Source organism: Nisaea sp., from assembly GCF_965216895.1.
In the GTDB taxonomy this organism is placed as follows: Bacteria; Pseudomonadota; Alphaproteobacteria; order Thalassobaculales; family Thalassobaculaceae; genus Nisaea.
In genome coordinates, this window is the sequence record NZ_OZ244205.1 from 436,387 (window position 1) to 456,070 (window position 19,684).

At 64.1% G+C, this 19,684-nt stretch carries 20 protein-coding genes; 16 read left to right on the forward strand and 4 right to left on the reverse strand.

The genetic code is table 11. The features are described 5' to 3' along the window. Window positions 1–117 precede the first annotated feature (117 nt). Window positions 118–450, reverse strand: a complete 333-nt coding sequence (locus ACOOE1_RS02030; RefSeq protein ID WP_420404677.1) for a hypothetical protein — start codon at window positions 448–450, stop codon at window positions 118–120. After that, window positions 447–848, reverse strand: a complete 402-nt coding sequence (locus ACOOE1_RS02035) for an EscU/YscU/HrcU family type III secretion system export apparatus switch protein (RefSeq protein WP_420404678.1) — start codon at window positions 846–848, stop codon at window positions 447–449. Before ACOOE1_RS02035 ends, ACOOE1_RS02030 begins: the two co-directional genes overlap by 4 nt. Window positions 849–971: 123 nt before the next feature. On the opposite strand from ACOOE1_RS02035, the gene flgB reads away from it, so the two are divergent. From flgB to ACOOE1_RS02090, 11 genes are all read left to right on the forward strand, one after another. After that, the gene (gene flgB / locus ACOOE1_RS02040; RefSeq protein WP_420404679.1) at window positions 972–1,382 is read left to right on the forward strand and encodes a flagellar basal body rod protein FlgB; all 411 of its coding nucleotides are present in this window, start codon (window positions 972–974) and stop codon (window positions 1,380–1,382) included. Between the two features lie 28 nt (window positions 1,383–1,410). After that, window positions 1,411–1,821 carry a flagellar basal body rod protein FlgC gene (gene flgC, locus ACOOE1_RS02045; protein WP_420404680.1) on the forward strand — a complete coding sequence of 137 codons (411 nt, stop codon included), beginning with the start codon at window positions 1,411–1,413 and terminating at the stop codon, window positions 1,819–1,821. A 75-nt stretch (window positions 1,822–1,896) separates the two neighbouring features. Then, window positions 1,897–2,202: a flagellar hook-basal body complex protein FliE gene (locus tag ACOOE1_RS02050; protein WP_420404681.1), complete on the forward strand. Its 306-nt coding sequence runs from the start codon at window positions 1,897–1,899 to the stop codon at window positions 2,200–2,202. 109 nt (window positions 2,203–2,311) lie between these two features. Next, complete coding sequence (fliQ, locus tag ACOOE1_RS02055; protein ID WP_193179998.1) at window positions 2,312–2,578, forward strand: flagellar biosynthesis protein FliQ; 267 nt, start codon at window positions 2,312–2,314, stop codon at window positions 2,576–2,578. A gap of 14 nt (window positions 2,579–2,592) precedes the next feature. Next, window positions 2,593–3,357, forward strand: a complete 765-nt coding sequence (fliR, locus tag ACOOE1_RS02060) for a flagellar biosynthetic protein FliR (protein ID WP_420404682.1) — start codon at window positions 2,593–2,595, stop codon at window positions 3,355–3,357. 57 nt (window positions 3,358–3,414) lie between these two features. Then, window positions 3,415–4,485 (forward strand): flagellar biosynthesis protein FlhB, encoded by a 1,071-nt coding sequence (flhB, locus tag ACOOE1_RS02065; RefSeq protein WP_420404683.1) that lies wholly within the window; start codon window positions 3,415–3,417, stop codon window positions 4,483–4,485. Window positions 4,486–4,550: 65 nt separating this feature from the next. Beyond that, window positions 4,551–6,599: an ATP-binding protein gene (locus ACOOE1_RS02070; protein ID WP_420404684.1), complete on the forward strand. Its 2,049-nt coding sequence runs from the start codon at window positions 4,551–4,553 to the stop codon at window positions 6,597–6,599. 267 nt (window positions 6,600–6,866) lie between these two features. After that, window positions 6,867–7,934 carry a recombinase RecA gene (recA, locus tag ACOOE1_RS02075; RefSeq protein WP_420404685.1) on the forward strand — a complete coding sequence of 356 codons (1,068 nt, stop codon included), beginning with the start codon at window positions 6,867–6,869 and terminating at the stop codon, window positions 7,932–7,934. 251 nt (window positions 7,935–8,185) lie between these two features. Further along, window positions 8,186–10,846: an alanine--tRNA ligase gene (gene alaS, locus ACOOE1_RS02080; RefSeq protein ID WP_420404686.1), complete on the forward strand. Its 2,661-nt coding sequence runs from the start codon at window positions 8,186–8,188 to the stop codon at window positions 10,844–10,846. A gap of 138 nt (window positions 10,847–10,984) precedes the next feature. Continuing rightward, entirely contained in the window at window positions 10,985–11,845 is an 861-nt protein-coding gene (locus ACOOE1_RS02085; RefSeq protein ID WP_420404687.1) for an AAA family ATPase, read from the forward strand. Beyond that, window positions 11,845–12,210 carry a hypothetical protein gene (locus ACOOE1_RS02090; RefSeq protein WP_420404688.1) on the forward strand — a complete coding sequence of 122 codons (366 nt, stop codon included), beginning with the start codon at window positions 11,845–11,847 and terminating at the stop codon, window positions 12,208–12,210. The genes ACOOE1_RS02085 and ACOOE1_RS02090 overlap by 1 nt, the downstream gene beginning before the upstream one ends. Here the strand turns inward: ACOOE1_RS02090 and ACOOE1_RS02095 are convergent. Next, on the reverse strand, window positions 12,207–13,172 hold the full coding sequence (locus ACOOE1_RS02095) for a hypothetical protein (RefSeq protein WP_420404689.1): 966 nt from the start codon (window positions 13,170–13,172) through the stop codon (window positions 12,207–12,209). The genes ACOOE1_RS02090 and ACOOE1_RS02095 overlap by 4 nt on opposite strands. Window positions 13,173–13,295: 123 nt before the next feature. Between ACOOE1_RS02095 and ACOOE1_RS02100 the strand changes: the two genes are divergently transcribed. Then, on the forward strand, window positions 13,296–14,474 hold the full coding sequence (locus tag ACOOE1_RS02100; protein ID WP_420404690.1) for a vWA domain-containing protein: 1,179 nt from the start codon (window positions 13,296–13,298) through the stop codon (window positions 14,472–14,474). After that, window positions 14,471–15,352, forward strand: a complete 882-nt coding sequence (locus ACOOE1_RS02105) for an NlpC/P60 family protein (protein ID WP_420404691.1) — start codon at window positions 14,471–14,473, stop codon at window positions 15,350–15,352. The genes ACOOE1_RS02100 and ACOOE1_RS02105 overlap by 4 nt, the downstream gene beginning before the upstream one ends. Here the strand turns inward: ACOOE1_RS02105 and ACOOE1_RS02110 are convergent. Then, window positions 15,333–15,932, reverse strand: a complete 600-nt coding sequence (locus tag ACOOE1_RS02110; protein WP_420404692.1) for a histidine phosphatase family protein — start codon at window positions 15,930–15,932, stop codon at window positions 15,333–15,335. The genes ACOOE1_RS02105 and ACOOE1_RS02110 overlap by 20 nt on opposite strands. 135 nt (window positions 15,933–16,067) lie before the next feature. On the opposite strand from ACOOE1_RS02110, the gene ACOOE1_RS02115 reads away from it, so the two are divergent. The 3 genes from ACOOE1_RS02115 to ACOOE1_RS02125 all read left to right on the forward strand — a co-directional run bounded on the left by ACOOE1_RS02115 (window position 16,068) and on the right by ACOOE1_RS02125 (window position 19,656). Further along, a complete protein-coding gene (locus ACOOE1_RS02115; protein ID WP_420404693.1) occupies window positions 16,068–17,264 on the forward strand; it encodes a pyridoxal phosphate-dependent aminotransferase in 1,197 nt (398 codons plus the stop codon). Between the two features lie 66 nt (window positions 17,265–17,330). Further along, window positions 17,331–17,603: a hypothetical protein gene (locus ACOOE1_RS02120; protein WP_420404694.1), complete on the forward strand. Its 273-nt coding sequence runs from the start codon at window positions 17,331–17,333 to the stop codon at window positions 17,601–17,603. Between the two features lie 64 nt (window positions 17,604–17,667). Further along, on the forward strand, window positions 17,668–19,656 hold the full coding sequence (locus ACOOE1_RS02125; RefSeq protein WP_420404695.1) for an acetyl-CoA carboxylase biotin carboxylase subunit: 1,989 nt from the start codon (window positions 17,668–17,670) through the stop codon (window positions 19,654–19,656). Window positions 19,657–19,684: the final 28 nt, after the last annotated feature.

Here is a 19,684-nt window from a genome sequence, read left to right on the forward strand (position 1 = left end):
GGCGGAAGCATTTCATAAGGCGCCGCGGATGGGAACAGACAAGCAGCAGGGGCCCGCGACCAACGCTCCCGGCTGTCCGCGGGCGCCGGGAATCGGGGCGTTCCGGCCGGAACAGGCTCAACTGCCGCGCTTGCGGCCAGTGCCATAGGCGGCCGCCGCCTGGCGCCGCCGGGCGGCGGAATCGGAAGCCGCGGGCTCGGCGGCGGCTTTCTCCGCGATGGTTTCCGACAGCAGTTCCAGCAGGCCGATGACATGCTTCATGTCGGGCGCGAGGGCGTGAGCGTCTTTCGCGGGAAGATTCGGGATCGAGGCACAGATCCTCGCGACATCCGTTTCCAGACCGGTCAGGGCACCGGAAACCGCTCTCGCGGGATCCTTGAGGGTCTCTTCGAGCCGTGTTCTGACGGATGCCAACCGCTCCGCGATGTCGTTGCCATTGTCGGCGCTCATGACGTCTCCACCGACCTCAGCCGGTCGTTCGCACGGTAAACATAGGTCAGGATTTCGGCGACGGCCGCAAAGGCCTCGACCGGAATCTCGCAGTCCATTTCGACCGCGGCAAGGATTTGTGCGAGGTCGGGATCCTTGCGGACCTTCACGTCATTGTCGAACGCGAGGCGCAGGATCTTTTCGGCCAGTTCGCCATAGCCTTTGGCAATCACCCGCGGGGCGTCCTCGGTGCCCGCATCATGATCGAGGGCGATCGCGACCTGCCGGTCCTTCATCGCATCGGCCGCCCGGCGCGCATTCGCGGCGCGCCGTTCCATGGCCGCGCGCTGGCGTTCGCGGCTGTCCTCGTCCGTCGCGCTGCCTGTCGTCCCGCCGACTGATGGAACCCGATCTGTCATGGGGACAAGTATAGGCCAGCCCTTGTCCCAGCCAAACCGGTCAATCTTGGCACGGTGTTTGCTTTTATCCTCGCAGACACCCCGACGGGGCAACGGAACTTGGTTCTGCAAGAGAGGTTCGAGATGGCGATTGATAACTCGATGCTGCTGAACATGGCACACCAGAAGATGAACTGGCTTTCCGAGCGCCAGTCCGTTCTGGCGCAGAACATCGCCAACGCGGACTCACCGAGCTACCGCGCGCAGGACCTGACGCCGCTGGACTTCAAGCGCACCGTGCAGCAGGTGACGAAACTCCCGGTCGCCGTCACCGAAGGCAACCATATCAGCGGAGTTCTGCCGAAGACCGACTACCGGATCGACGAGAAGAGCCAGAAGGACGTCTACGAGGCGAGCCCGAACGGCAACGGCGTCGTCCTTGAAGAGCAGATGATCGCCGTGCAGGACACCAAGCTGCAATACGATCTCGCGCTCAATCTCTACAACAAGCAGATCGGCATGTTCCGCACCGCGCTCGGCGGCAGCAGCCGCTAAGCGGGACGGCAAGGAAAGGACCTGAATCATGGATCTCAATTCCGCGATCAAGATTTCCGCATCGGGCATGCGGGCCCAGGGAACCCGTCTCCGGGTCATCTCCGAGAACGTCGCCAACGCCGACTCGCTCGGGTCGGTCAAGGGGCAGGACCCGTACCGCCGCAAGACCATTGTGTTCGAGAACTTCGTGAACCGGGACGAGAATGCGGAAATGGTGCGGGTCGCCAAGATCGGCCGGGACGATTCGGATTTCGAACTGGCTTATGAGCCGTTTCACCCGCTGGCCGACGCAGAGGGTTATGTCCGCCGGCCGAACGTAAACTCGCTGATCGAAATGATGGACATGCGGGAAGCGCAGCGGACCTACGAGGCAAACCTTTCGTCGATCGAGATGGCGCGCAGCATGCTGCAGCGCACGGTCGATCTGCTGCGGGCCTAGGCCGCAACCGGCGCAATGCTGGAAAGAGGCACGGTTTCCCGTTAGAATCGGCCCGAACCCGATTGGAGAATGGCCATGGTAGCCAATATCGGAAATGCGCTCGGAACGGCTGGCATCGGCCAGGTTCCGGGAGCCGAGGAATCCAAGTCCGGTAGCGTTGCCGGCCAGGACTTCGCGAGCTTCGTGAAAGGCGCGGCAGAGGACGCCCTCGGCACGATGCAGACGGGCGAGCAGATGTCCATGAAGGGGATCGCCGGCGAGGCGGACCTGACGGACGTCGTGCAGGCGGTCAACAGCGCCGATATCACGCTCCGGACCATCGTCACCCTCCGTGACCGAATGGTGCAGGCCTATCAGGAAATCATCCGCATGCCGATCTGACGGCATCCGCGACGGGTTTTACCGCACCGTCTTTTGACGGCATAATCGGAGGGACAATTCTTGCCCGGCAGATATTGCCGGGCCGCACCTGTTTTGCCGGGGGCCGTTTATGAACGAAGTCGAGGCGATCGAGATCGGCCGTGAGGCGGTCCTGACGATGTTGACGATGTCGACGCCGATCATGCTGCTCGGCCTCGCGATCGGGCTGATCATCGCCCTTTTCCAGGCTCTGACCCAGTTGCAGGAAATGACCCTGGTCTTCGTGCCCAAAATCATCATCGTCTTTGCCGGCCTGATCTTCTTTCTGCCCTTCATGCTGAACACGCTGAACGCCTTCATGCAGTCGATCGCCGACAAGATCATTTCCCTCGGATAGGGCGGAAAACGCGCGTGCCACTCGAGGATTTCCTACCGACCCAAGTCTACATCATTCTGCTTGTGCTTGCCCGGGTCGGCGGCACGGTCATGCTGATTCCGGGAGTGGGAGAAACCTTCGTTCCGGTTCAGTTCAGGATAATTCTCGCCATAGGACTCAGCCTCGTCGTCGCACCCCTCGTCGGGAACACGATCCCGTTCGCTCCGACAGCGCCTGAGCTGGTCAGGCTGTTGTTTCTGGAAGTGATCATCGGGCTCTATTTCGGCATCGTCGCGCGGATCGTGCTGCTCGCGCTGGATACCGCGGGGCAGGTGATTGCGATGAATGCCGGCCTCGCGAACGCGCAGATTTTCAACCCGGCCCTCGCGACGCAGGGCTCCCTCCCGGGCTTCTTCCTGCTCAATATCGCGACGCTGCTGCTGCTGATTTCGGATCTGCATCACCTGCTCATTCGCGCGGTGATCGACAGCTATACCCTGTTCCCGCCGGGAGACGCACTTCCCGTGGCGGATTTCGCCGATGCGATCTCCCGCATCATCGCGAACAGTTTCGAGATTGCGATCCAGATCGCCGCGCCGTTCCTTGTGCTGGGGCTGCTATTCTATGTCGTGATGGGGATCATGGCCCGGCTGATGCCACAGCTGCAGATCTTCTTCGTCGCGCTGCCGGTTCAGGTGATGATGGGACTTGTCATCCTGTCGCTCGTGCTCGGCGGCGCGATGATGGTGTTTTTGGAGTATTATTCCGAGAGTATCGGGCGCTACGTCGTCCCGATCTGAGCAAGCGCGAAACCGGCGCCGTATGAACGGCGCGGGGCCGCAGATGGAGCCGCTGCGATGTCCGATCAGGACCAGGGCGATAAGACAGAGGAAGCCTCTGCGCGAAAACTGGCGCAGGCGCGCGAGAAAGGTCAGGTCCTCAGCTCCAAGGAGGTGAACAATTTCGCCATCCTTCTGGGCGCCACCCTTGTCGTCGGACTGGTTGGTCCCTTCCTCATGCAGGGCATGGCCGAGTCGCTTCTCATCTTCATAGAACGCCCGGATATGATCGATGTCGCGGGCTCCGGTGCGGTCATGATTGACATGCTGCTCGGCGTCGGTCTCGCGATCGCGCCTGCGCTCGGATTGCTTGTCGTGCTGGCGGCGCTCGGCATTCTGATGCAGATCGGCTGGATGATGTCGCCGGAGTCGATTCAGCCGAAACTGGAGAAGATCTCTCCGATCAGTGGCGCCAAGCGGCTCTTCAGCCTGAAATCGGTCGTCGAGTTGCTGAAGGGCGTCGTGAAGATGATCCTGGTTGGCTTCGTCGCTTTCCTGATCGTTTCGCCCGAGTTCTCCAGGATCGAACTGATGGTCCAGATGGACATCAAGGAACTGCTGGACGAAACCCATATGGTGGCGATCAAGGTCTTCATCGGCGTGCTGGCCGTCGCCGCCGTGATCGCGGTCGTCGATTACCTTTACCAGCGCTACGAATTCATGAACCAGATGAAGATGTCCAAGCAGGAAGTGCGCGACGAACACAAGCAGACGGAGGGTGACCCGCATGTGAAGGCGCGACTGCGGCAGCTGCGCATGGAGCGCGCCCGGACGCGGATGATCGCGGAGGTTCCGAAAGCCACCGTGGTGATCACGAACCCGACCCACTATGCGATCGCGCTGAAATACGAGATGGATGAGATGTCGGCACCGCGGGTCGTGGCGAAAGGGGTCGACGCGGTCGCTCTCAAGATCCGCGAAGTCGCCAACGAGAACGAGGTTCCGATCGTCGAGAACCGACCGCTTGCGCGTGCCCTTTATGACAATGCTGAAATCGACGAGGAAATACCCGAGGAGTATTACAAGGCGGTGGCCGAGGTGATCAGCTACGTCTTCAAGATGAATCAGACCTACGTGCCGATGAACTGATCGCGCCCGAACGAGGCGATGACGGTTACGGAGACGAAATCGGCCGAAGGCCTGCAGGAGGCAGAATGGATCCAGTGATCTTTGGCGGCATTGGAGCCGTTCTTCTGGCGGTGGTTGTCGCGACCGCGTGGGCCGTGCAGGCAAAGCGCTCGGAGCGGCGCATCCGGAAGCTCGAGGCGGAGCGAGATGCGAAAGATGCCGAAGCGTCCGCGCTGGCGGCCGACCTCGAGGCGGAACGCAATGCACCGGTACCCGAGCCGGAGATCGCTCTTCCGTTCTGCAGGTTCACGGCCGAAGGCCGCTTTCTTTCGTCGAACACGGCATTCCTCGAGCAATTCGCGGAAGGCAAAGCCGACGGCGTCGAGGCGAACAAGACCGTGCTCAGGCTCCGGCTGGTCGTCAGCAAGAATCTCGAACAGGTCCGCGGCGCCGGTTCAGGTGCTTTGCATTCGGCCGGCACTCTGCCGGCATCCGGAGCGTCGGCGGCGCAGGGCTACCAGATCCTGTTGAGCGCCGAGGCGGCGGAGGACCCTGGCGCCGGTCCGATCATCATTGCCCTGCTTGTCCCGGCTTCGGAGGGCTGGACCGCGCCGGCGCTTGAATACGCGCCGGTCGGGGTCGTGTTTCTCGGGGCCGGGCGGAAGATGCTGGCCGCCAACGAGGCGTTTCGCAGCTTCACCGGTGCCGGGGCGAACGGTGCCGGGCTGAGAGGGCGCTCGTTTGCCGATTACGTCGAGGAGGAGGATCGGGAAATCGCGGAACGGTTTCTCGAAGAGTCCGCCAGTCCGGGAGGGAGCGAGGCCATCGAGGTCCAGCTCGTCGGTCGTGACGGAGAGACCGGTGCCGAAGTCGCCGTTTTCGTGCGCAACCTTGCGCCCGGAGAAGGGCCTGAAGGAGCGACCTGCGCGCTCTACCTGATCGATATCGGTCGTCGCCGCCAGCTGGAAGCCCAGGTCGCCCAATCGCAGAAGATGCAGGCGGTCGGACAGCTTGCCGGCGGCGTGGCGCACGATTTCAACAACCTGCTCACCGCCATGAACGGCTATTGCGATCTCCTGCTCGTGCGGCACCGGCCCGGCGACCAGTCCTTCTCGGACGTCATGCAGGTTAAGCAGAACGCCAACCGGGCCGCCAACCTGGTGCGGCAGCTGCTTGCCTTTTCGCGGCAGCAGACCATGATCGCCCGGGTCCTCGATGTCACCGAGACCCTCGCCGATCTCTCGCATCTCCTGCGCCGCCTGATCGGCGAGAACATCACGCTGGAGATTTCCCACGGCCGCGAGCTGGCGCCGATCCGCGTCGACCAGGGTCAGCTCGAGCAGGTGGTGATCAATCTCGTGGTGAATGCCCGGGACGCCTGTCCCGGCGGCGGGACAATCACGATGCGGACGCACGACTTCGTGACCTCGAGCCCGGTCCGGCAGGGTGACGACGTGATGCCGGCGGGCCGCTATGTGCGGCTCGATGTCGCCGATACCGGCACCGGGATCGAAGAGGATATCATCGGGCGCATTTTCGAGCCGTTTTTCTCCACCAAGGAGGTCGGGCAGGGGACCGGGCTCGGACTCTCCACGGTCTACGGCATCGTGAAGCAGATCAACGGTTTCATCTCGGTTGCCAGCACTGTGGGGGAGGGGACGGTGTTTTCCATCTTCCTGCCGGCTCACGAGGGTGAGGTCGCCGCGAGCGGTTCCGGAGACATGACGCACGATGCCTCCGACTCGCGCAAGGACCTAACCGGGGTCGAGACCATCATGCTGGTGGAGGACGAGGATCCGGTCCGGCTGTTCGGCGCCCGCGCGCTGCGCAACAAGGGCTACAAGGTGATCGAGGCACGCAACGGCGAGGCGGCGCTGCAACTGCTCTCCGACAAGAGCGAGGAGATCGACCTTCTGATCACCGACGTGGTGATGCCCGGCATGGACGGGCCGACCCTGGTCCGCAAGGTCCGGGAGGACAGACCGGGACTGCGTGTGATCTGCATTTCCGGTTATTCGGAGGACGCCCTGCGACAGCGGATCGAGCAGGACAAGAACATCCACTTCCTGCCGAAGCCGTTCAGCCTCAAGCAGCTCGCAGGAACCGTGAAGGACGTGCTGCATCCGCTGCAGTGAAGATGCTGATTCGCCGGAGTCATCTGAAACGTAATGTGAACAAGACCCGGCTATCGTCCGATCGGCGCAAGATGTCGTGGCGGCCTGTGGTTCGAATCCCAGATTTCGAACGTGAACAAAAAGTGAAAATAATGCTGTAAACGAGAACAAAAATGGTACATGATCTGTTTTGGAAATCAGCCCAGTCCCGCCCATAAGTCATCTCGGGGCGGTGGTCCGGCTCTGATTGCCTTGGAAGGCGTCCCTGTGAGATATGGAGGATCGGGTATGTCGGAACTAGCACTCAAAGTCATCGAACGGGACCCCATGGATAAGACAAAGGCGTTGGAGGCGGCTCTCGGCCAGATCGAGAAGGCGTTCGGCAAGGGCTCAGTTATGAAGCTCGGCCAGAACGAACAGGTATCGGAGGCCGAAGCGGTTTCCACCGGCTCGATCGGTCTCGATATCGGGCTCGGGATCGGCGGTCTGCCGCGCGGCCGGATCGTGGAGATCTACGGTCCGGAAAGCTCCGGCAAGACCACGCTGGCGCTGCACGCCATCGCGGAGGCACAGAAGAACGGCGGCACCTGCGCGTTCGTGGATGCCGAACATGCGCTCGATCCGATCTACGCCCGCAAGCTCGGGGTCGATCTGGACGAGTTGCTGATCTCCCAGCCGGATGCAGGCGAGCAGGCGCTGGAGATTGCCGACACGCTGGTGCGCTCCGGCGCGATCGACGTGCTGGTGGTCGATTCCGTGGCCGCCCTGGTGCCGCGGGCCGAACTCGAAGGCGAGATGGGCGACAGCCATGTCGGCCTGCAGGCGCGGCTGATGAGCCAGGCGTTGCGCAAGTTGACCTCCTCGATCTCGAAGTCGCGCTGCCTCGTCATCTTCATCAACCAGATTCGCCTCAAGATCGGCGTGATGTTCGGCAATCCGGAAACCACGTCAGGCGGTAATGCGCTGAAGTTCTATGCCTCGGTACGGCTCGACATCCGCCGGATCGGCGCGATCAAGGACCGGGACGAGGTGGTCGGCAACCAGACCCGGGTCAAGGTGGTGAAGAACAAGATGGCGCCGCCTTTCCGGGTGATCGAGTTCGACATCATGTATGGCGAAGGCATCTCCAAGACCGGCGAAATTCTGGATCTCGGCGTCAATGCCGGGATTGTCGAGAAGTCCGGCGCCTGGTTCTCCTATAGCGGCCAGCGCATCGGTCAGGGCCGCGAAAACGCGAAGAAGTTCCTTGCCGAAAACAAGGACATTGCGGGCGAGATCGAGAAGCAGATCCGCCAGAACGCGGGGCTCGTTGCGGACGCGATGATGCAGGGTCCGGATCCCGAGCAGGACGCCTAGGCGTCGCCGCGGCTTCGCTTCCGGGCCGCCATGCCGGCGGGACGGGAGCAGATCACGAATGAGCGCCCCGCCGCCGGATCCCCGCGGCGGGGTTTCGCGTGCCGGAAAGCGGCGGTTTCCCAAGGCCCCCGCGCTGGACAGGACCGGGCTTCTTCAGTAAAAGCGGAGCCCGCTTGCCGCGACGCGCGGCGCGTAGAGGCACGGCCGCGCTCCGATCCTCAAGCACACCGGAGCCGGCCCGGAGGAACCAGATGCAGACCGCCAACGATATCCGCCGTACATTCCTGGACTATTTTGTCGAGAACGGACACGCAGAGGTTGCCTCCAGCCCGCTGGTGCCGCGCAACGATCCGACCCTGCTCTTCACCAATGCCGGCATGGTGCAGTTCAAGAACGTCTTTACCGGCCAGGAACACCGCGATTACAAGCGCGCCGCGACGTCGCAGAAATGCGTGCGCGCCGGCGGCAAGCACAACGATCTCGAGAATGTCGGCTATACCGCGCGCCACCACACCTTTTTCGAGATGCTGGGGAACTTTTCCTTCGGCGACTACTTCAAGGAACAGGCGATCGAGCACGCCTGGACACTGATCACCAAACGCTACGGTCTGCCCGCGGACAAGTTGCTGGTGACGGTCTATCACGAGGACGAGGAGGCCGCCGGTCTCTGGCGCAAGATCGCGGGGCTTTCCGACGAGCGCATCATCCGCATCGCGACCTCGGACAATTTCTGGGCCATGGGCGATACCGGTCCCTGCGGCCCGTGCTCCGAGATCTTCTTCGATCACGGCCCCGATATCCCCGGCGGCCCTCCGGGCAGCCCGGACGAGGACGGCGACCGCTTCATCGAGATCTGGAACCTCGTCTTCATGCAGTATGAGCAAGTGTCGAAGGACGAGCGGATCGATCTGCCGCGCCCCTCGATCGATACCGGCATGGGGCTGGAGCGGATCGCTGCCGTACTGCAGGGCAGGCACGACAATTACGATATCGATCTGATGCGCGCCCTGATCGAGGCGGCCGCGCACGAGGCGAATGTCGACCCGGACGGCCCGCACAAGGTCTCCAACCGGGTGATCGCCGACCACCTGCGCGCTTCGAGTTTTCTGATCGCCGACGGCGTGCTGCCGTCGAACGAAGGCCGCGGCTACGTGTTGCGCCGGATCATGCGCCGCGCCATGCGCCATGCCCATATCATGGGCTGCAAGGATCCTTTGGTCTGGAAGCTGGTGCCGACGCTGGTGAAGGAAATGGGGGAGGCCTTCCCGGAGCTTGGGCGTGCCGAAAGCCTGATCAAGGAGACCCTGAAGCTGGAGGAGAGCCGCTTCAAGGAGACCCTCGGCCGCGGCCTGAAACACCTGGAAGACGAGACGGGCCGGCTCGGCGAGGGCGAGACCCTCTCCGGCGAGGTCGCCTTCAAGCTCTACGACACCTATGGCTTTCCGCTCGATCTGACTCAGGACATCCTGCGCGGTCAGGGCCGGGCGGTTGACACCGACGGTTTCCAGGCGGCGATGGAACGCCAGCGCGCGGCGGCGCGGGCGGCCTGGTCGGGTTCCGGCGAGGCGGCGACGGACACGGTCTGGTTCGAGCTGCGCGATACCTGCGGGGCGACCGAATTCCTCGGCTACGACACCGAGCAGGCGGAAGGCCAGGTCGAGGCGCTCGTGGTCGACGGCAAGCCGGTGCGGAAGGTCGAGGGGCCCGCGGAATTCGCCCTGATCGTCAACCAAACCCCGTTCTATGGCGAGTCCGGCGGTCAGGTCGGCGACGCGGGCAGGGCGCGGACGCTTGGCGGCACCGATCTGGAGATCTCCGATACGCAGAAGAAGGTCGGAGATCTCTGGGTTCACATGGCGAAGGTGAAGACCGGCGTGATCGAGGTCGGCGACGCGGTCGAACTCTCTGTCGACGGGGCGCGCCGCGGTCGCGCGCGGGCCAATCATTCCGCCACCCACCTGCTGCACGAGGCGCTGCGCCGTCATCTCGGCAAGCATGTGACGCAGAAGGGCTCGCTCGTTTCGCCGGGACGGCTGCGGTTCGATTTCAGCCATCCGAAGGCGTTGAACCACATGGAGCTGAAGGCGGTCGAGGCGGAGGTCAACGAGCATATCCGCGGCAACAGCCCGGTCACGACGACGCTGATGGATCCGGAGAGCGCCATCAAGCACGGCGCCATGGCGCTGTTCGGCGAGAAATACGGCGACGAGGTCCGCGTGGTCGCGATGGGCGGTCCGTCCGACGATCCGTCGAAGGACATCTATTCCGTCGAACTCTGCGGCGGCACTCATGTCAACCGCACGGGCGATATCGGTCTGCTGCATATCGTTTCCGAAAGCGCGGTCGCGGCGGGTGTGCGCCGGATCGAGGCGGTGACCGGTGCCGGTGCGCTGGAATATGTCGATGCCCGAGAAGGCCTGCTGACCACGGCGGCGGCCGCCGCAAAGGTGACGGTGGATCAATTGCCGGAACGCGTCGAGGCCCTGATCGAGGAGCGCCGCAAGCTCGAGCGCGAAGTCCAGGATCTGCGGCGCAAGCTCGCCGAGGGCGGCGGCGGAGGGGCGTCCGAGAGCAAGGACGTCGCGGGCGTCAAATTCGCCGGCCGGGTGCTCGAAGGCATCCCGGCGCGGGAGCTGAAAGGCGTTGCCGATGGCCTGAAGCAGCAGATCGGTTCCGGCGTTGCCGCCGTCGTCGCGGCGGACGACGGCAAGGCGTCGCTCGTCGTGGGCGTCACGGCGGATCTGACCGACAGGATCAGCGCGGTCGATCTGGTGCGCGTGGGTTCGCAAGCGCTTGGTGGCAAGGGCGGCGGCGGCCGTCCCGACATGGCGCAGGCCGGCGGTCCGGACGCCTCGGCTGGCGCGGCCGCGATCGCGGCGATCGAGGGCGCTCTGGCCGAGAAGCTCTCCTGAGCGGTCGTGGCTCCGGCATCGACAGCCGGAGCCGGTTCGCCTTAACCTGCCAGCGAGGCGCCCCCGACCGGGCGCCTCTTTCTCTGCCCGCCGGCTTTCCCGGATCGCATGGCGGGATCACAGGCCCGAGGAGTACAGATGAGCGATACGGCACGCTTTTCCGGCACGGACGGATATGTCGCGACCGATGATCTGAAAGTCGCGGTGAACGCCGCGATCACCCTGCAGCGCCCGCTCTTGGTGAAGGGCGAGCCCGGCACCGGCAAGACCGTGCTGGCGCACGAGGTGGCGAAGGCGCTCGGCATGCCGCTGATCGAGTGGCACATCAAGTCGACCACCAAGGCGCAGCAGGGGCTCTATGAGTACGACGCGGTCTCTCGACTGCGCGACAGCCAGCTCGGCGACGAGAAGGTGCACGACATCTCCAACTACATCGTGCGCGGCAAGCTCTGGGAAGCGTTCGAGTCCGACAGGCAGTCGATCCTGCTGATCGACGAGATCGACAAGGCCGATATCGAGTTCCCGAACGACCTGCTGCTCGAACTCGACCGCATGGAGTTCTTCGTCTACGAGACTCAGCAGACCGTGAGGGCGAAGCAGCGCCCGGTTGTCATCATCACCTCGAACAACGAGAAGGAACTGCCGGACGCCTTCCTGCGCCGCTGCTTCTTCCATTATATCCGTTTCCCGGAGCCGGACGTGATGGCCGAGATCGTCGATGTGCATTTCCCCGACCTGAAGAAGAACCTGCTGCGCGAGGCGCTGACCTCCTTCTACGAGGTGCGCGAGGTGCCGGGCCTCAAGAAGAAGCCCTCGACCTCGGAGCTGCTCGACTGGATCAAGCTGCTGGTGGTCGAGGACATTCCGCCGGAAGCCCTGAAGTCGACCGACAGGAAGGACATCATTCCGCCGCTTTACGGCGCTCTGCTGAAGAACGAGCAGGATGTGCACATGTTCGAACGGCTGGCCTTCATCGCCCGCCGGGAAGGGCGGGGATGATGAGGACGGCCGTTTATCTGATCGGGCTCGCAGTCACGGTAGTAGCGGCTCAGGCGGCGGATGCCGCTGATGCCGAGCTGCAGAAGGCAATCGCGGATTTCGGCGCGGCCGCCGGGCGGATCGAGGCCTCGGTGCCGTTTTGTGGCGGGCCTCCGGAAGAGGCGGAGTATTTCGTCGAGCAGGTCAAGGGACTGGCGACGAAAGCCGGTGCCGGGCCGGTCGAGTGGGCGGCCATCCGGAGCGCCATGCAGAAGGCCAAGGTGGGCGCCAGTTTCACCGGCTACGACTGCACCGATGACGGTGCGCGTGCCATGGTGACGGAAATGCTGGCCAAGCGGCAGGCTTTCGGGGCGGCGTTGGACTAGCCGGCCGGAGTGCTGCTCTCAGGCGCACTGGCACGGTAGGGTTTGCGGTCTTCGTAGCTCTTCGCCGTCCGTTCCAGGAGGTTCGGCACCAGCCGCTCGCTGAAGCCGGCGAGCAGGCTCATGAAGGCGAGTCTGTAGATCGCGTCGGCGTCGCTCCCCGTGTACTTGGCCGTTCCGACGAGCGCGTTGACGATCCCCGATTTCAGCGTGATGTGCAGCACCACGGCGCCGAGGATGCCGACCAGCATGCGCTGCACCGCATAGGTGATGTTGATGGTCAGGCTCGCGGCCGGATCGATCGCGAGGCTCCGGAGGCCGGTCGCGGTCGAGAGCAGGGCGCCGAGACAGCCCATCACCGCCGCGACCGAGAGATGGAAGGTGTTGAGGCCGAGGATTGTATCCTTGTGAGCCGGGGTCATTCCGTCCGTGTAGATCACCAGCGCGACGGTGATCGCGAGGGCGGCGACGGCGCAGATGGTGAAATAGAGCACGCGCAGGACATTGCCGAGCCGCTTCGACAGCCGCTGGCTGAGACCGGCGAGGGTCTGCCGTCCCTCTTCGGGGTGGCCGTCAAGGGCCTGCGCGATGCCGCGTGCGGTCTCCCGCTCGCAATAGGCAAGCTGCGGGTCGTCGCGCGCGCCGAGACGTTTCCAGAGCCACGTGATCCAGCGCGCCCAGCCGTTCTTCAGCAGTTCCATCTGCTGGCCGAGATCAGCGAGCTCCGGGCCAAGCGACATATAGTCCCGGCGCTGCTTTCGCGCTCGTTCCGGATCGTCGCTGAATTGCGGGCTGATGCCCCTGACGGTCTTGTAGATCTTGAAGTCCCGGACCGCCCATAGCACGTCTGCCACCATCCGGCCGCGCTTGTCGGGCGTGCCGGCGTGCAGGTTCGCCAACGGGAAGTCGTCCGTCTGCGGCGGCGTGGCGGGCGCCGGAGCGGCATGGATGCTGCTATCCGTCAATTCGGTCCCGCGGGGGGCTTGGGGCTGACCATAGGACGTGCCGGCCGGGCGGATCGTGAAGCGGTCCTCGCCAGGGCCGTTCGCGCTTGACCCTTCGCGCGGACGCTGTGACAACTCTCCCCCATGTTCTCGAATTTCTTCTACGAGCTGAAACGCGCCGAGGTGCCGGTCTCCGTCAAGGAGTACCTGACATTGCTGGAGGCCGTGCAGGCCGGGCTCGGCAATTACGCGGTCACGGATTTCTACTATCTCTCCCGCGCCACGCTGGTGAAGGACGAGCGTCATCTCGACCGTTTCGACCAGGTCTTCGGCCATGTCTTCAAGGGGCTGGAATACCTCAACGACCTGTTCGGCAAGGAGATCCCGGAGGAATGGCTGCGCAAGATGGCGGAGCTCAATCTTACCGAGGAGGAAAAGGCCGAGATCGAGGCCATGGGCGGATGGGAAAAGCTCATGGAGACGCTGAAGAAGCGCATGGAGGAGCAGCGGAAGCGCCATCAGGGCGGCAACAAGTGGATCGGCACGGCCGGCCGCAGCCCGTTCGGCGCTTACGGCTACAATCCCGAAGGCGTGCGCATCGGCCAGGACGGCAACCGCAACAACCGCGCGGTGAAGGTCTGGGACAAGCGCGAGTTCCGCAATCTCGACGACTCGGTCGAGATCGGCACACGCAACATCAAGATGGCGCTGCGCAAGCTGCGCCGCTTCGCCCGCTCCGGTGCCGCCACCGAACTCGATATGGGCGACACGATCCGCTCGACCGCGCGCAATGGCGGCTATCTCGATCTGAAGATGCGCCCGGAGCGGCATAACACGGTGAACGTGCTGCTGTTCCTAGATGTCGGCGGTTCGATGGATCCCTACACCAAGGTGATGGAGGAGCTGTTCTCCGCCGCGCGCTCGGAATTCAAGCATCTCGAATATTTCTACTTCCACAACTGTCCCTACGAGAAGCTCTGGAAGGACAACTGGCGGCGTCATGTCGACGCCACCCAGACCTTTGATCTGCTGCACACCTACGGGCCGGACTACAAGGCGATCTTCGTCGGCGATGCCTCGATGAGCCCTTATGAGATCGCCATGCCCGGCGGCAGCGTCGAGCATATGAACCAGGAGGCGGGAGGGGTCTGGATGCAGCGTCTGACCGGGCATTTCCGGCGCTCCGTCTGGCTCAATCCGACGCCGGAGAAATACTGGCACTATACCCAGTCGATAAGCATGATGCGCGAGCTCATGGAGGACCGCATGTTTCCGCTCACCCTCGACGGCCTCGACCGCGCGATCAAGGATCTGATGGCGTGAAGATCGACCCTTATGACCCGCGCCTGACGCCGGCCCGCGACGATATCTGCGCCGACTTTCTCGAGGCCGAGATCGAGGCGCCGAAATACGTGAAAGGCGAGGCTTGCCGGGTGCTCTCCGGTACGCTCTCGGTCCGCGAGCAGCCGGAGGCAGCCTCCCGGCAGGCCACCGAACTGCTCTTCAACGAACGCTTCATCGTCTACGAGCGCCGGCAAGGCTGGGCCTGGGGGCAGAACCAGACGGACGGTTATGTCGGCTATGTCCGCGAGGAGGGGCTCGGGCCCGATACGGACGCGCCGTACAGCAACGAGCTCCAGGCGCTGCGCTCCTATGTTTTTCCCGAGCCGGACCTGAAGAGTATCCCGCTCGACATGTTGCATCTTTCGACGCGCGTGCGTGTGACGGACGAGGAGGGGAAATATTCCCGCATCGACTACGGGACCGGCGGCGGCTGGATCTACACGCCACATCTCTGCGAACTGGCGGAAGTGGAGCCGGACTATCTCTCGACCGCGGAGCTCTTCATGGGCGCGCCCTACGGCTGGGGCGGGCGCTCCAGCTTCGGGCTCGACTGCTCTGCCCTGGTGCAGCTCGCGCTTGCCCGCGCCGGGATCACCGCGCCACGCGACAGCGACATGCAGGAGGCGGCGGTCGGGGACGTGGTCGAGGGCGGGCTGGACGCGGCAGAGCCGGGCGACCTGCTGTTCACCGCGGGCCACGTCATGTTCCTCGCCGAGCCGGGTATCCTGCTGCACGCGAACGGACATCACATGGCTGTCGCCTATGAAGCGCTGACGGAATTCATGGACCGGACCAAGGACATGAATATCCCGATCCGCACGATCCGCCGGCTGCCGTCTATTCCATCGATCGAATGAAGCTCTCGCGCCCGTCTTCGAGAAGGTAGAAACCGTCCTGGGGCCGGTCGAGGGCGAAGCATTCCTCTTCAGACAGCCCGAGATGAACCCCGCGCATCACCTTGTTGACGACCCCATGCGCGACGATCAGGTGCGTGCCGCCTTTTTCCTGCAGCTCGTTCAGGAACGGCGTGACCCGGCGGCGGACCATCTCGGAGCTCTCGCCGCCCGGATGCTGGAAGTTCCAAGGGTCGGCCCTGCGCTGTGCCGCCAATTCCGGGAAATCCCGGTCGAGCCGATGCCAGCCGCGATAGCCGTCATGTTCGCCGAGAGTGATTTCCTTCAGCCGGGCATCGAAGCGGATCTCCTCATAGGGGAGATCCGCGATCTCGCAGATGATGGCGGCGGTCTGGCGCGTGCGGCCGAGCGGGCTCGCATGCAGCGACATTGTCTCTTCCGCCGAGATCTCGGCGAGCTTGCGGCCGTGCGCTTCCGCCTGGCGGATGCCGGTCAGCGTCAGGGGCGAGTCGAGCTGGCCCTGCAGCCGGCCTTCCCGGTTCCAGACCGTTTCGCCATGGCGGATCAGAAATATCCTTGTCATCGAGCCCGTCGCTTCCGGTTAATTCCCGCTAATGCACGGCATCGGTTTTATGGGGTTGTGAGGGTCGGGCAAAGGGATAAAGTTCGCGGATGCCGCGCTTTGACCGGCCGCGATACCCAGTCACAGGATTGAGCGATGCTGATGAACGCCGCGCCCGATTTCGGCCCGATGAACCCGCTCGTCGAAGGCCTCGAGGAAACCCCGATCGTCGAGGTTGCACTGCACGGCTGGGACCGACAGGGACTGATCCCGCTCTGGTTCGGCGAAGGCGACCTGCCGACCCCGCGCTTCATCACCGACGCGGCGGCGGACGCGATGCGGCGCGGCGAGACCTTTTATACCGACCAGCGCGGGATCCTCGATCTGCGCAAGGAGATTGCCGCCTACATGAACCGGACATTCGGGCTTGAAGGCGGACTCGCGCTCGACACCGAGCGGGTCAGCCTGACCACCGGCGGCATGTCCTCGCTGGCGCTCGCCATGCAGATCGTGCTGGAGCCCGGAGACGAGGTCGTGGTGATCGGGCCGATCTGGCCGAACATCTATTCGACGGTGGAGATCAATGGCGGCAAGAGCGTGCATGTCTCCCTCAGGCTGCATGACGACGACTGGCATCTCGACATGGAGGCGCTGTTCGCCGCGGTCACCGACAGGACCAAGGCGATCTTCGTCAACTCGCCGGGCAACCCGACCGGCTGGCTGATGGAGCGCGAGCAGCAGCGGCAACTGCTCGAGTTCGCCCGCGAGCGGGGGATATGGGTGATCTCCGACGAGGTCTATCACCAGCTCGTCTTCGACCGCGACGTGGCACCGTCCTTCCTCGAGATCGCCGAGCCGACGGACCGGCTCTTCGTGATCAATTCCTTTTCCAAGTCCTGGATGATGACCGGCTGGCGCCTCGGCTGGCTGACGCATCCGGCCGGGCTCGGCCCGACCGTGGCCAAGCTGGTGCAGATCATCACCTCCGGCGTGCCCCAATTCCTGCATCGCGGCGCCATCGTCGCCATGCGCGAGGGTGACGACGTTGTCAAACAGCTCCGTGCCCGTTGCCTCGCCGGCCGCGACATCGTCTTCGACAGGCTAGAAGCCTGGCCGCGCATCCGCGCCGCGAGGCCGAAGGCGGCGTTCTATGCCTTCTTCGCGGTCGAGGGCATGGCCGACTCGACCGCCGCCTGCAAGGAGATCATCGACAAATGCAATGTCGGCCTCTCGCCCGGCGCCGCCTTCGGCCCTGCTGGCGAGGGATATCTCCGGCTCTGCTACGCCTCCGCGCCGGAACGGCTGAAAGCGGCGATGGACGCGCTCGAAGGCGTGCTCGGCGGCAGAACCTGAAGCTTTCCCGTCGATTCCGGCTCCGCTATAGTCCGATGAGGCAGGCAACGATCCGAGGGAACGGACATGGCACTTCCCCCGAGCGGACCGGGTAACGGCGGCGTCGGAGACATTCGCGGCCGCGTGCAGCGCCCGGCCGTGCGCCGTCCGGCCAGGGTCGCTCCGGCGGAGCAAACGCCGCAGCTGGCCCCGAGCGCGCCCACGCGCGGTTTCCGGCTCCGGACCGCGACCACGGACGCCGATATCGACCGCCAGATCGCCCGTCTGATGACGCTGATCGCCAACGACAATATCGATCCCGACGCGCCTCCCGGCTCCTATATCAATTTCCTGATCTGATCTGCGTCAGATCGCGCTCCAAGCGCTATTGCCGCCTCCGGAACGAGCGGCTAACTTCCAACCCATGTTCAAGAAAATCCTTATCGCCAACCGCGGCGAGATCGCCTGCCGCGTGATGCGCACCGCGAAGCGCATGGGCATCAAGACCGTCGCCGTCTATTCCGACGCGGACGCCGACGCCCTGCACGTCCAGACGGCCGACGAGGCGGTCCATATCGGACCCGCCCCCTCCGCCGAATCCTATCTCGTGATCGACAGGATCATGGAGGCGATCCGGCAGACCGGCGCCGAGGCGGTGCACCCGGGCTATGGCTTTCTCTCCGAGAACGCCGCTTTCGCCAAGGCGCTGGAGGCGGAGGGCGTTGCCTTCATCGGTCCGGGCATCAAGGCCATCGGCGCGATGGGCGACAAGATCGAGTCGAAGAAGCTGGCGCACGATGCCAAGGTAAACACCGTTCCGGGCTATCTCGGCATCCTCGCCGACGAGAAGGAAGCGGCGAAGATCGCCGCCGAGATCGGCTTCCCGGTGATGATCAAGGCCTCGGCGGGGGGCGGCGGCAAGGGCATGCGCATCGCCCACACCGCCGAGGAGGTCGCCAGCGGCTTCCGCTCGGCTGTGAACGAGGCCCGCTCCAGCTTCGGCGACGAGCGCGTCTTCATCGAGAAGTTCATCGAGGAACCGCGCCATATTGAGATCCAGGTGATCGCGGACAAGCACGGCAACGTCGTGCATCTGGGCGAGCGCGAATGCTCGATCCAGCGCCGCCACCAGAAGGTGATCGAGGAGGCGCCGAGCCCGTTCCTCGACGAGAAGACCCGCGCCGAGATGGGCGCGCAGGCCGTCGCTCTGGCGAAAGCCGTAGACTATTCGTCGGCCGGTACGGTCGAGTTCATCGTCGACGGCAAGCGGAACTTCTATTTCCTCGAGATGAACACCCGCCTTCAGGTCGAGCATCCGGTGACCGAACTGGTGACCGGCCTCGATCTCGTCGAGATCATGATCCGCTCGGCCGCCGGCGAGGAACTGCCTTTCACCCAGAAGGACATCAAGTTGACGGGCTGGGCGATGGAATCGCGGATCTACGCGGAGGATCCCTATCGCGGCTTCCTGCCCTCGACCGGCCGTCTGGTGCGCTACCGCCCGCCGGCAGAGAGCGAGAGCGTGCGCTGCGATACCGGCGTCTACGAGGGTGCCGAGATCTCCATGTTCTACGATCCGATGGTCGCCAAGCTCTGCACCTACGGCAAGGACCGGATCGAGGCGATCGACCGCATGGCCGAGGCGCTCGACCGCTTCCATATCCGCGGCGTCGGTCACAATGTGGATTTCCTCTCCGCCATGATGGCGCATGAGCGCTTCCGCGACGGGCGGCTGACGACCAACTTCATCGCCGAGGAATATCCGGACGGCTTCGAGGGCGCGCCGGTCTCCGGGGACACCGAGAACGCGATGCGCGCGGTTGCAGTGGCCTCGGAATGCGCCAATGCCGAGCGCAACCGGATGATTTCCGGCCAGACTCCGGTCGGTGACCGCAACCCGCCCCAGAGCGCCTGGAAGGTCCGTCACGACGACACGGCGGAGGATGCCGAGGCGCGCGTGATCGACGGCGGCTACGACGTGACCATCAATGGCAGCATGTTCGAGGTGCGCGGCACGCTCCGGGCCGGCGAGCCGGTGTTCGGCGGGACCGTCAACGGCAAGCCGTTCCCCGTGCAGATGGAGCGCCGCGGGATTGACTATCATACCTCCATCGCCGGGGCGCAGCGCCAGTTCACGGTGATGAGCCGCAAGGCCTCTGAGCTGCTCGATCGGATGCCGAAGAAGGAAGCGGCAGATCTCTCCAAGTTCCTTCTCTCGCCGATGCCGGGGTTGCTGGTTTCGCTCGCGGTTTCCGAGGGAGAGCCGGTCAAGGCCGGCCAGGAACTGGCGGTGGTCGAGGCGATGAAGATGGAGAACGTGCTGCGCGCCGCCAAGGACGGCACGGTTGCCAGGATCCATGCCGCCGCCGGGGCCAGCCTCGCGGTCGACCAGCAGATCATGGAGTTCGAATAGGTGCATGCCTGCCGTGGCGGTTTTGAAG